Here is a 12,061-nt window from a genome sequence, read left to right on the forward strand (position 1 = left end):
GGACTCCCGGCCGGGGCATCGGCGGTGAAGAATGGCCGGATGGTCGTCCCCCGCCCGCGCGCGCCCCTGCTGATCCGGCCGGTCCGTGAGCCGGCCACCGTGCCACCGCCACTGGACGGGCCGTGGACCCCCACCGACGTCCGGCTCGACCGGGCCGACCTGCTGCCGCTGCCCGACGGCGCGCACGGCCCGGAGGACGTGCTCATCGACCCGGACGGCCGGGCGGTCAGCGGCGACGAGGACGGCCGGCTCTGGTGGTGGCCGGCGGACGCCCCCGCCGGCACCCGCCCCACGCTGCTCGCCGAGACCGGCGGCCGGCCGCTCGGCATCGAGCTGGACCCGGTCGACGGCGGGCTGGTGGTCTGCGACGCGTACCGGGGGCTGCTGCGGGTCACCCCCGACGGCCAGGTGCACGAGCTGACCGGCACGGGGCCGCCCGTGCACCTGGCCGACAACGCCGCGGTGGCCCGGGACGGCACGATCTACTTCACCGACTCCTCGGACCGGTTCCCGCTCTCGCACTGGAAGCGGGACCTGCTGGAGCACCGGCCCAACGGCCGGGTGCTCGCCTACGACCGGCGGACCGGGCGCACCGAGGTCGTGGCGAGCGGGCTCTACTTCCCCAACGGGGTGGCGCTCACCCCCGACGAGTCCGCGCTCATGCTGGTCGAGACGGCCACCCATCGGCTGCTCCGGGTGGACCTGCCCGACGGCCGGGCCACCGTGCTGGCCGACCTGCCGGCCTACCCGGACAACGTCTCGGCCGTGGGCGACGGGACCTACTGGATCGCGCTGCCCAGCCCCCGGCTGCCGATCATGGAGAAGCTGCTGCCGCATCCCCGGGTGCGCCAGCTCGTCGCCCTGCTGCCGGGGGCCGTGCAGCCGCAGCCCCGCCGCTACGGGCTGGTCGCGCTGGTGGACGGCGCCGGGCGGGTGCTGCGCACGTTGCACGGCCCGAGCGGGGCGTACCCGATGGTCACCGGCGTGCGGCAGCACGGGCGGCGCCTCTGGCTGGGCAGCCTGACCGCGACGGGCGTCGCCCGGGTCGACCTGGACTGAACGGCGCGGGGCCGGCCCGCGTTGGTCGCGGGCCGGCCCCGGCCGTTCCTCCCCCCGTGGTCAGCCGCCGGTGTTGCTCTTGGACGGGGCCGGGGCGGGCGCCGATCCGCCGGCCACCGCGCCCGGGTGCGGCGTGGCGCTGTGCGTGGGCTTCAGCCCCGCCGGCACGGGCAGCGCGCTGCCCTTGGCGAACTCGTCCCAGCCGACGTTCCACGCCGTGAAGCCGTTGCCCTGGTCCAGCTTCACCTCGGTCCCCTTGACGGTCACCAGGTCGCCGACCTGGGTGACGCCCATCAGCCAGTCCGCTGCTGCGGCGGAGACGTTGGTGCAGCCGTGTGAGGTGTTGGTGAAGCCCTGCTCCCCCTCCGACCACGGGGCGGAGTGGATGAACTCGCCACCCCAGGTGAGCCGCTGGGCGTCGTCCACCTCGACCACGTACGGATCGGCCGAACCCCGCGTGTCGAAGACGGTGTGGTCGAACTTCTCCATGATCACCATCTTGCCGCTGGAGGTGGGCGTGCTCGACTTGCCGAGGCTCACCGGCACCTTCCGGAGCAGCTTGCCCTCCCGGAAGACGGACATCTGCTTGGTGGCGTTGTCGATCTCGAGCGAGGCCTGCCGGCCGACCTTGGAGGTCGCGCTGTGGTCGGCGTCGCCGATGGCGTCCTTGCCGATCGGCAGCCCCTCCAGAGCGCTCCGCACGCTGATCTTCGTGCCGGGCTTCCAGAAATCGGGCGCCCGGTACTCGACCTGCTTGCCGTCGGACATCCAGGACCAGGTGCCGGGCTGCGGCGGGTCGGTCTTCACGAACAACCGGCGCTGCACATCCGCTCTGGCCTCTTTCGGAATGGGCGGATCGAATGCGACCACCACCGGCATGGCCGTCCCGTACGTCTGATTACTGGTGAAATAGAGCTCGCTAGTCACGGCCGGTTTGGTGGATTTCGCCATCGTGGTGAACGTCGTCTTCTGCGTGGTGGACCGACCGGAATCGCCGGTCGCGGTCACCTCCGCCGTGTACGTCCGCGAGTTCTCCAGCGGCTTGTCCGGCACCCAGCCCGACCCGTCCTCGCGCGGCTGTGCCGGCACCGGTCGACCCTTGTCGTCGGTGAGCTTCACCGCGGTGACCTTCCCGCCGCTGACCGTGGTCCCCACCTCGGCGCTTACCGGCACGTTCTTCGCCCGGTCCGCCGGAGTCAGGGCCACCGACGGCGCAGCGGCCGCCTTGCCGTGGCCGGGCTTCACGGCCTCCCGCTGGCCGGCGGTGCACCCGCCGACGACCAACGGTGTGGCTGCGATGGTCACCGCCAGCAGCGTCATTCGCCGCCTCACGTCCATATTCCGCACCCCATTTCCGCTCCCCTTGGCTCACATTTTGTACGGCCGCCGGAACGCCGTGTCACATTCGGCGAAATTGCCTGCGGCAAACGGCGCCGATTTCGTCAGCGGCGTGCGGAATTGGGAATTCGCGGCATGGCCGGGCGCGGCGTCACGGCCGCGACCCCACGCGCCGGACGGGCCGGGACGACCGGTTCAGGCCCACTCGTCGTCCCCGTGGTTGCGGTCCCACCGGCCGCCGATCGGTGGCGTCTCCAGCCGAGTGGGCCCCACCGCGTTTCCGGCGAGGTCGTTGTCCTCCACCCGGCAGCTCACACAGCTGCCCCGGTCAGTGATCCATAGACCGTGCGTCTGCGTCGCCGGCTCGTGGCTGTCCCAGATCCGGTTGCTCCGGACAGTGGCCGCATCCATCGCCGCGTCGACCGCGATGCCGGCCCGGATTTCCGCCTGCTCGGGCAGCTCGTAGGCGCTGCCCGGGCTCGGGGTGTCACCACTCCAGGCCGTGAACGAGTCCGGCCGTACCGGCGCCAGGTGGAGCTCGTTCTCGTTGTTGGCCGCCACCACGGCGGCGCAGTTCCCGACCCGGACCGTCTTGCCCCGGTGACCGTCGGGCAACCAGGTCGCTCGTCGGTCGACCACCGACTTCTCGGTGTAGCGGACCGAGTCGCCGCCGCCCTGGGCGGCCGGGCCGCACTGGCGCCCGTTCGCCCGGATCCGGTTGCCCGTGATGACGGCGTCCCGGAGCGGCCGGGCGACCCGGATGGCGTCCAGGCTGTTGCCGTAGAAGTCGTTGCTCTCGATGACGATCTCCCGGGCACACTCCTGGTCCTCGCCGCCGAGGGTGCACTGGTGATAGCCGTACCGGCCGTTTCCGCTGATCCGGTTGCCCCGCACGGTGTACGGCCCGGGGGTGTTGCCGATGCTGACCCCGTCGCGCAGGTTCCCGTCGATGACGCAGTCGGTCAGCAGGCCACCGCGGCCCGCCGTGCTGGTGGTGCCCTTCGCCGAGACCTGGAAGCCCGCATCCAGGTTCCGGACCATCGTGCACGCCGAGACGATCAGCCCGTTGGCGCCCCAGTCGGCGATGCCGAACCGGTTCCCCTCCGCGTGACAGCCGATCACCCGGATGCCCCGGGGCCGCAGGCCACCCGGGAACTGCAACTCGAAGAAGATCCCGTTCGTGGCGTTGCCGACCGCCGAGCAGTTCACCACGTTGAGCCGCTCCACGCTGCCCCAGCCGCCGATGCCGATCCCGATCCCCGCGCCGCCCAGCTCGGTGCCGTTGTCCATCCGCCCGCAGCCGACCACCAGCACCCCGTCGATCAGGCAGTCCTGCAGGAAGTCGCAGCCGAGCCCCGTCGCCGCCGTGTGGTGGATGTAGAGGTTGCGGAACATCCCCCGGACCACGTACTGGAGACCGAGCCCCTTGGCGAGCGGGTTGTACTCGGCCATCGCCACGCCGGAGCCGTCGATCTCGAAATCGGCGAAGGTGCAGTCCGCCAGATGACGGTCCCGGTCCGCGCCGTGCAGCTCGGCGGTGTAGAAGGCCAGCGGCGTCGGGTCGGCCCGGTTGCCGGGGTTGCCGAGCACGAACCGCGTGGCTCCGGGACCAGCGCCAACCAGCGAGACCCCGCTCCGCCAGACGGTGCCGGCGTCCCGGATCGAGTAGACCCCGGGCGGGCAGTAGATCACCCGGACCCGCCCGTCGGCGGCGTACGCGTCGCCCAGCCGGTCGACCAGGGCGGCCAGGGCCGGTTGGTCGTTGGTCGCCCCGTCCCCGGCCAGCCCGTGGTCCCGCGCGTCGCACAGCAGCGGCGCTCCGGCGACCGGATACGGGCGCACCCCGCCGGCCGCGATCGAACGTGGGTGTGCCATCCGTCCCCTCCCCGTCGGCAACCGGGCTCGCATTCCCGGGCCGACGGAGGAGAAACGGCCCCGGCCCGCGCGGGGCCGGGGCCGGGACTCAGACGTTCGCCACCAGCAGGGCGGGCTGCTCGACGCAGTCCGCCACGTGCCGCAGGAAGCCGCCGGCCACCCCGCCGTCGCAGACCCGGTGGTCGAACGTGAGGCTGAGCTGGGTCACCTTGCGCACGGCGAGCTGACCGTCGACCACCCAGGGCTTGTCCACGATCCGGCCGACGCCGAGCAGCGCCGCCTCCGGGTGGTTGATGATCGGGGTGGACCCGTCGACGCCGAACACGCCGTAGTTGTTCAGCGTGAAGGTGCCGCCGGTCAGCCGCGCCGGGGGCAGGGTGCCGGCGCGGGCGGCCGCCGTGGTCTCGGCGAGCGCGGCGGCCAGCTCCCGGGTGGTCAGCCGCTGGGCGTCGCGCAGCACCGGGACGACCAGGCCCCGGTCGGTCTGCGCGGCGATGCCCAGGTGCACCCCGGCCGACTGGACGATCCGCTGCCCCTCGGTGTCCACGTGGGCGTTGAGCTGCGGGTACCTCCGCAGGCCGCTGAGGCAGATCCGGGCCAGCAGGGCCAGGATGCTGACCGGCGCGTCCGGGGTGGCGGCGTTGATCGCGGCCCGGGTCGCCAGCAGCCCGGTGGCGTCCACGTCCACCCAGATGGTCACCTCGGGGATCTCCCGCCGGCTGCGGGAGAGCTTGTCGGCGATGGCCTTACGGATGCCCGTGAGCGGGATGACCACGTCGCCGTCCGCGGCGGGGGCCAGCCCCACGTGCGCGGCCGGGCTGTCCGGCACGGCGGCGAGCTTCGCCGCCGGCGCGGCCGACGCGGCCTCCACGTCGGCGCGGCGGATCACCCCGCCCGGCCCGGTGCCGTGCAGCGCCGCCAGGTCGAGGCCGCGTTCCCGGGCCAGCCGCCGGACGATCGGCGAGATGACCAGCGGAGCCGTCCGGGGCCCGCCGTCCGCTCCGGTGGCCGGCGTCGCCGTCCCGGTCGGCGCCGCGTCCACCTCACCTACGGCGGGGATCGGGCCTGCCGTCGCGTCCCCGGTGCCGGCGGTGGTCTCCGGGGCCAGGGCCAGCCGGGGGCGGCGGCGCCGGCGCCCGGAGCCGCCGTGACCGGTGCCGTAGCCGATCAGGACGTTGCCCGAACCGGCCCGCTCCTCCTCGCGGTAGGTGGCGTGCGGGTCGTCGCCGCCGCCGTCGAGCGGCGCGATCGTGATGAGCGGCTGGCCCACCGGGCGGACCTCACCCGCCGCGCCGTGCAGGGCCACGACCCGGCCGGCGTACGGGCAGGGGACGTCGACCACGGCCTTGGCGGTCTCCACCTCCACGACGGTCTGGTCCACGGTGACCACGTCACCGACGGCGACGCGCCACTCGACGATCTCCGCCTCGCTCAGCCCCTCGCCCAGGTCGGGCAGGAGGAAGTCGCGGGTTCCGGTCGCGGTGCCTTCGCTCATGCCGCCACCCACCGCTCGTCGGGCTGGTCGTCCCACTGGAGCCGGGCCACGGCGTCCAGCACCCGGTCGACCGAGGGCAGGTGGGTGTGCTCCAGCATGGGCGCCGGGTACGGGATGTCCAGCCCGGACACCCGCAGCACCGGGGCGTGCAGGGCGTGGAAGCAGCGCTCCTGCACCCGGGCGGCGATCTCGGCGCCGACACCGGCGAAGCCCTGCGCCTCCTGGATCACCACGCAGCGGCCGGTCTTCCGCACCGAGGCGGTCACGGTGGCGTCGTCGAACGGCACGATGGTGCGCACGTCGACCACCTCCAGGTCCCAGCCCTCCTCGCGGGCGGCCTCGGCGGCCTCCAGCGCGACCGGCACCGCCGGGCCGTAGGCGACCAGGGTGGCGTCGGTGCCGGCGCGGCGCACGACGGCCTTGCCGAACGGGGCGGTCCGGGCCGGCAGCTCCGCCTCGCCGCTTCCGAAGTAGAGCTTCTTCGGCTCCATGAACACGACCGGGTCCGGGTCGTCGATGGCCTCGCGCAGCAGCGAGTACGCGTCCTCCACGGTGGCCGGGGTGACCACCTTCAGGCCCGGGGTGTGCGCGTAGTACGCCTCGGACGAGTCGCAGTGGTGCTCCACGCCCCCGATGCCACCGGCGTACGGCACGCGGATGACGATCGGCACGCTGAGCGCGCCCCGGGTGCGGTTGCGCAGCTTCGCCACGTGCGAGGCGATCTGCTCGAACGCCGGGTACGCGAACGCGTCGAACTGCATCTCGACCACCGGGCGCAGCCCGGACATGGCCAGGCCCACCGCGAAGCCCACGATGCCGGCCTCGGCGAGCGGGGTGTCGAAGCAGCGCTTGTCGCCGAACCGGGCCTGCAGCCCGTCGGTGATCCGGAAGACGCCGCCCAGCTGCCCGACGTCCTCGCCGAAGACGACCACCCGCTCGTCGTCGAGCATCGCGTCGGCGAGCGCCGCGTTGAGCGCCTTCGCCATGGTCATGGTGGCCATCAGGCGTCCCCTTCCTCGTCGCGGGCGGCGGCCAGCTCGGCCCGGACCTGCTCGCGCTGCTCGACCAGTTGCGGGGTCGGCTGCGCGTAGACGTGGTCGAAGAGGCTGAGTGGGTCCACCTCGGGCTGGGCGTTCATCCGGTCGCGCAGCGCGGCGGCGTACGCCTCGGCCTCCTCGGCGATCGCCGCGACCGCGGCGTCGTCCAGCACGCCCCGGTTCCGCAGGTACGCCTCCAGCCGGGCGATCGGGTCGCGGTCCCGCCACGCCTCGACCTCCTCGGCGTCCCGGTAGCGGGTCTGGTCGTCGGCGTTGGTGTGCGGCTCCATGCGGTAGGTGTGCGCCTCGACGAGGTATGGCCCCTTGCCGGCGCGCGCGTGGGCGACGGCGCGGTTGAGCACCGCGAGCACGGCCACCGGGTCGTTGCCGTCGACCTGCTCGCTGGGCACCCCGTAGCCGACGCCCTTGTAGGCCAGGCTCGGCGCGGCGGTCTGCCGGGACAGCGGCACGCTGATCGCGTACTTGTTGTTCTGCACGAAGTAGACGACCGGCGCCTTGAACACGGCGGCGAAGTTGACGCCCTCGTGGAAGTCGCCCTCGCTGGTGGCGCCGTCGCCGATGAAGGCCAGCGCCACGGTGTCGCGCCCCTGGTAGGACTCGCCGTAGGCCAGCCCGGCGGCGTGCACGCACTGGGTGGCCAGCGGGGTGCACTGCGGCGCGGTGTGCGCGGCGGCCGGGTCGTAGCCGCAGTGCCAGTCGCCGCGGAGCAGGGTGAGCACCTCGACCGGGTCGATGCCGCGGGCGGTGAGCGCCATGGACTCCCGGTAGGTGGGGAAGACCCAGTCGGTGTCGCGCAGCGCCAGCACCCCGCCGACCTGGCAGGCCTCCTGGCCCCGCGAGGACGGGTAGACGGCGAGCCGGCCCTGCTTGGTCAGCGCGGTGGCCTGCACGTCGAAGCGACGGCCGACGACCATCCGGCGGTACATCTCGCGCAGCGCCTCGACCGGCGGCTCCGGGTAGTCGTCCCGGGCCGGCAGCGGGGTGCCGTCCGGGTTCAGCAGTCGGACCGGCTCGGTGCGCGGCAGCAGGCCGGCCGACGGGTCTGCGGCGGCCGGGGTGGCCGGCCGGCGGGTGCGCGGGGATGCCCTGCGGACCGCCTCGGGTGTGGTCGTCACGGCGGGGACCTCCTGGACGTGTGGTGGCCCTATGCTTCCGCTGTCGGATGATTGACTCAACATCCGGGATGAACGCGGGACGAATGGCACGGGAGGGCGGGCTTCATGAGCCAGGAGACCGGAACCACACCGGGCACGGCGGGCGCAACGGGACGTTCGGCCGGGCCGCTCGATGAGGTGGACCGGCGGATCCTGCGCGAACTGACCCAGGACGCCCGGCTCTCCATCCGTACGCTGGCCGAACGGGTGCACGTCTCGCGCACCAACGCGTACGCGCGGGTGGAGCGGCTGCTGCGCGACGGGGTGATCACCGGGTTCCGGGCCCAGGTGGCGCCGGAGCCGGCCGGGCTGGGCACGTCGGCGTACATCGCGCTCACCATCGAGCAGAACACCTGGCGCGAGGTCTCCGCCGAGCTGGCCCGGGTGCGCTACATCGAGCACGCGGCCCTGCTCAGCGGCGAGCACGACGTGCTGGCCCTGGTGCGGGCGCCCGACAACGCCACCCTGCGGGACGTGGTGCTGGACCGGGTGCAGAGCATCGCCGGGGTGCTGTCGACCCGGACCTGGCTCGTCTTCGAGGAGTTCGACGGGACGCTGAGCCCGTGGGAGTGACCGGCTAGCGCTCGGGCGGGGCCTCCAGGCCCTCCCGGTCGGCCAGCTCCAGCAGTGGCTCCAGCGAGAACCGGCGCTCGTCCAGGCCGGCGTGCGGGTCGCCCCGCTCGGCGAACCGGGCCGGCATGCTCACCACGTCGAAGTCCTCCGGTCGCGCGTCGTCCAGCTCCGCCCATTCCAGCGGCGCGGAGACCAGCGCCCGCGGGGTGGGCCGGATCGAGTACGCCGACGTCACGGTGTGGTCGCGGGCCATCTGGTTGTAGTCGACGAAGACCGGCCGGTCCCGCTGCTCCCGCCACCACGTCGTGGTGACCAGGTCCGGCAGCCGGCGCTGGATCTCCCGGCCCAGCGCCAGCACCGCGCGCCGGCAGTCGCCGAAGCTCCACCGCGGCTCGATCGACAGGTAGACGTGGATGCCCCGGCCGCCGGTCGTCTTCGGGTAGCCGACCAGGCCCAGCTCGTCGAGGAACGCGCGCACCTCGTGGGCGACCGGCACCACCTGGGCGAAGTCCACCCCGGGCATCGGGTCCAGGTCGATGCGGAGCTGGTCGGGGCGCTCCACGTCGCCCGCGGAGACCGGCCAGGGGTGGAACCGCAGGGTGCCCAGGTTGGCCGCCCAGATCACCACGGCCAGCTCGCTCGGGGCCACCTCGTCGGCGGTCCGGCCGCTCGGGAACGTGATGTGCGCGGTGCGCACCCAGTCGGGCGCGCCGGCCGGCAACCGCTTCTGGTAGAACGCGTCGCCCTTGTTGGTCTGCCGGGTGGCGATCGTGGCGCCCTCGAACACGCCGCGCGGCCAGCGCTCCAGCATGGTCGGTCGGTCGCGCAGTGCGCGCAGGATGCCGTCGCCCACGGCGAGGAAGTAGCGGACCACGTCCAGCTTGGTCAGCCCGCGTTCCGGGAAGTAGGGCTTGTCCGGGCTGGAGACGCGGACGACCCGCTCCCCCACCCGGATCTCCTCGGCCGCCGTGGTCGCCACGCCTCACACCGTACGACGCGGACGGTCCCGGCGCGGGGATCTCGTCACGTGATGAGCAGGACGCCGACGATGATCAGCGGCACCGAAACGAACAGGAAGATGCCGACGCCGGTGAGCACGCGGCCCCCGCCGCCGTCCTCCCGCTCGGGCGCCAGCCCGAAGGCGGACCGGGCCGGCAGCATGCCGATCCGGCTCAGGGTCAGGTCACCGGTCATCCCGATGACCGCGCCGACCAGCATGAACGCCACGCCCAGCCGGTGGACGAAGTCGCCGCCGCTGACTCCCACCCAGATGCCCACCGCGATCCCGATCGTCACCACCGCGACGAGGAAGAGCACCAGTGCTTCCCGCAGACCCCTGATGACCGTCGCCATGCGTCGCCTCCCCGGGACCCGGCCCGCCCCGGTCCGCCGGACGACATTGTGCCCGGTCGATACCACCCCCGCCGCCCCGCCGGCGCGCGTGTCGGACTCCGGACACGGTCGTGGCCGGGTGGGCGCACCCACCCGGCCACCGGCGTGTACGGTCAGCCGTTCTCCTTCTGGAGCCGGTCGGCGAGCATCTTCTTGCCCTGGTCGCCGGCCTTGCGGTTGCTCTCCTGGATCTTGCGGAACCAGGCGGCGAGCTCCGTGTCGCCCCGGTCCTCCGCGTCGGCGATGTAGGTCTCCATCTGCCAGACGTGCTGGAGTGACATCTGGACCGCGTGGATCAGGTCGTAGTTCTTGTCCTTGACCGGGCTCATCGGCTCCTTGACCATCGTCGCCACGGCACACCTCCCCTGGGTCGGCTTCGTAGCCCTCCGGTAGCCGACCGCGCTTACCCGCCCGGCCGCCGTTCACGCCCGCCGGGTACGCGGGACCGGGCACGGTTACCCACCGGACCGCCCGGGTACCGGAGGCCGCATGGCGGAACTGGCAGCCCTCTGGATCGTCCGGCACGGCGAGAGCACGGCGAACGTCGCGGCCACAGCGGCCGAGGCGTCCGGCGCCGAGCTGATCGACCTGACCCACCGGGACGCGGACGTGCCGCTGTCGCCCACCGGCGAGGAGCAGGCCCGGGCGACCGGCCGGTGGCTGGCCGGCCTGCCCGAGGGGCGGCGGCCGGACGTGGCGGTGGTGTCGCCGTACCTGCGGGCCGTGCGCACCGCCGAGCTGGCCCTCGCGGGCACCGGGGTGCCGGCCAGCCGGGACGAGCGGCTGCGCGACCGTGAGCTGGGCATCCTCGACGGCCTGACCGGCCACGGTGTGCGGCAGCGTTATCCCGAGGAGGCGGCGCGCCGCGCCCGGCTCGGCAAGTTCTACTACCGCCCGCCGGGCGGTGAGTCCTGGACCGACGTGGCGCTGCGGCTGCGCACGCTCCTCGCCGACGTGCGCCGGGACCACGCCGGCGGCCGGGTGCTGCTGTTCGGCCACGACGCGCTGGTCTTCCTACTCCGATACCTGGTGGAAGGGCTCACCGAGGCGGAGCTCATGGCCCTCACCCGGGAGCATGTCATCGCGAACTGCTCGGTCACCGGCTGGTCGGCCGACGCCACCGGCCGGCTGGTCCCGGAGGCGTTCAACGACGTGGCCCACCTGCACCGGCAGGGAGCGCGGCCGACCAGGGAGGACGAGGTCCATGCCGAGCCGGTCTGAGGTCATCACCCCCGCGCTGCTGCGGGACTGGGCGCTGCCGGTGCCGACCGGCGGCAAGGAGGCCCGTGGCACGGTGCTGGTGGTCGGCGGGTCCCGCTTCACCCCCGGCGCGGTGCTGCTCGCCGGGGTCGCCGCCCTGCGCGCCGGCGCCGGCGTGCTGCAACTGGCCGCCGCCGAGTCCACCGCCGCGGCGCTCAGCATCCAGGTGCCGGAAGCGCTGGTGGTCGGGCTGCCGGAGACCGCCGACGGCGCGGTCCAGGGGGACTCGGGCGACCTGCTCGGCGGCCTGGTCGCCGAGGCGGACGTGGTGGCGGTCGGCCCCGGCCTGAAGGACATCGACGCCACCCGGGCGCTGCTGCACGTGGTCCTCGACGCGGCCGGCCCGGAGACCTCGCTGGTGCTCGACGCGTACGCCCTCGGGGCGCTCAGCCACGAGCCGGACCTGCTGGTCGGCTCGGGCCGCAAGGTGGTCCTCACGCCGAACCTCACCGAGGCGCGGCACCTGCTCGGCCGGAAGCCCGGCGACGACCTCGACGCCGACGCGGTCGAGCTGGCCCGCCGGTACGACGCCGTGGTCTCCCTCTACGGCCACATCGCCACCCCGGAGGGGCGGGCCTGGCGGGAGGAGAGCGGCGACGCCGGGCTGGGCACCTCGGGCAGCGGCGACGTCCGGGCAGGGCTGCTCGCGGGGCTGCTGTCCCGGGGCGCCGAGCCGGCGCAGGCCGCCTGCTGGGCCGCCTTCGCCCACGCGGTGAGTGGGCAACGCCTGGTCCCCCGCTACGGCCGGATCGGCTTCCTGGCCCGCGAGCTGCTCGACGAGATCCCCTATACCGTGGCCACCGTCTGACGGTTGTTGTTCATCCGTTCGGATGTGTGTAACACCACACCGGCTCCCT

At 73.7% G+C, this 12,061-nt stretch carries 12 protein-coding genes; 4 read left to right on the forward strand and 8 right to left on the reverse strand.

The window, feature by feature from the left end; translation table 11 throughout:
* Nucleotides 1-39: 39 nt before the first annotated feature.
* Nucleotides 40-1,059 (forward strand): SMP-30/gluconolactonase/LRE family protein, encoded by a 1,020-nt coding sequence (locus tag GCE86_RS13205; protein WP_154227234.1) that lies wholly within the window; start codon nt 40-42, stop codon nt 1,057-1,059.
* A 60-nt stretch (nt 1,060-1,119) separates the two neighbouring features.
* Here GCE86_RS13205 and GCE86_RS13210 read toward each other — a convergent pair whose 3' ends face one another.
* The 5 genes from GCE86_RS13210 to pdhA form a co-directional block, all read right to left on the reverse strand.
* Nucleotides 1,120-2,397: a L,D-transpeptidase gene (locus GCE86_RS13210; protein ID WP_154227235.1), complete on the reverse strand. Its 1,278-nt coding sequence runs from the start codon at nt 2,395-2,397 to the stop codon at nt 1,120-1,122.
* A 195-nt stretch (nt 2,398-2,592) separates the two neighbouring features.
* On the reverse strand, nt 2,593-4,272 hold the full coding sequence (locus tag GCE86_RS13215) for a right-handed parallel beta-helix repeat-containing protein (protein WP_154227236.1): 1,680 nt from the start codon (nt 4,270-4,272) through the stop codon (nt 2,593-2,595).
* A gap of 88 nt (nt 4,273-4,360) precedes the next feature.
* Entirely contained in the window at nt 4,361-5,767 is a 1,407-nt protein-coding gene (locus GCE86_RS13220) for a dihydrolipoamide acetyltransferase family protein (RefSeq protein ID WP_154227237.1), read from the reverse strand.
* The gene (locus tag GCE86_RS13225; RefSeq protein WP_091258739.1) at nt 5,764-6,768 is read right to left on the reverse strand and encodes an alpha-ketoacid dehydrogenase subunit beta; all 1,005 of its coding nucleotides are present in this window, start codon (nt 6,766-6,768) and stop codon (nt 5,764-5,766) included. Before GCE86_RS13225 ends, GCE86_RS13220 begins: the two co-directional genes overlap by 4 nt.
* A complete protein-coding gene (gene pdhA, locus GCE86_RS13230; protein WP_154230483.1) occupies nt 6,768-7,973 on the reverse strand; it encodes a pyruvate dehydrogenase (acetyl-transferring) E1 component subunit alpha in 1,206 nt (401 codons plus the stop codon). Before pdhA ends, GCE86_RS13225 begins: the two co-directional genes overlap by 1 nt.
* A gap of 72 nt (nt 7,974-8,045) precedes the next feature.
* Here pdhA and GCE86_RS13235 point away from each other — a divergent pair, with 72 nt between their 5' ends.
* Nucleotides 8,046-8,552: an Lrp/AsnC family transcriptional regulator gene (locus GCE86_RS13235; protein ID WP_154227238.1), complete on the forward strand. Its 507-nt coding sequence runs from the start codon at nt 8,046-8,048 to the stop codon at nt 8,550-8,552.
* 4 nt (nt 8,553-8,556) lie between these two features.
* Here the strand turns inward: GCE86_RS13235 and GCE86_RS13240 are convergent, their stop codons facing one another.
* From GCE86_RS13240 to GCE86_RS13250, 3 genes are all read right to left on the reverse strand, one after another.
* Nucleotides 8,557-9,531: a DNA polymerase domain-containing protein gene (locus tag GCE86_RS13240; RefSeq protein ID WP_154227239.1), complete on the reverse strand. Its 975-nt coding sequence runs from the start codon at nt 9,529-9,531 to the stop codon at nt 8,557-8,559.
* A gap of 44 nt (nt 9,532-9,575) precedes the next feature.
* A complete protein-coding gene (locus tag GCE86_RS13245) occupies nt 9,576-9,905 on the reverse strand; it encodes a hypothetical protein (RefSeq protein ID WP_154227240.1) in 330 nt (109 codons plus the stop codon).
* Nucleotides 9,906-10,057: 152 nt separating this feature from the next.
* Nucleotides 10,058-10,288: a hypothetical protein gene (locus GCE86_RS13250; RefSeq protein ID WP_154230484.1), complete on the reverse strand. Its 231-nt coding sequence runs from the start codon at nt 10,286-10,288 to the stop codon at nt 10,058-10,060.
* A gap of 145 nt (nt 10,289-10,433) precedes the next feature.
* On the opposite strand from GCE86_RS13250, the gene GCE86_RS13255 reads away from it, so the two are divergent.
* Nucleotides 10,434-11,165, forward strand: a complete 732-nt coding sequence (locus GCE86_RS13255; RefSeq protein WP_154227241.1) for a histidine phosphatase family protein — start codon at nt 10,434-10,436, stop codon at nt 11,163-11,165.
* Complete coding sequence (locus GCE86_RS13260) at nt 11,149-12,012, forward strand: NAD(P)H-hydrate dehydratase (RefSeq protein ID WP_154227242.1); 864 nt, start codon at nt 11,149-11,151, stop codon at nt 12,010-12,012. Before GCE86_RS13255 ends, GCE86_RS13260 begins: the two co-directional genes overlap by 17 nt.
* Nucleotides 12,013-12,061 lie beyond the last annotated feature (49 nt).

Source organism: Micromonospora terminaliae (assembly GCF_009671205.1).
Taxonomy (GTDB): domain Bacteria; phylum Actinomycetota; class Actinomycetes; order Mycobacteriales; family Micromonosporaceae; genus Micromonospora; species Micromonospora terminaliae.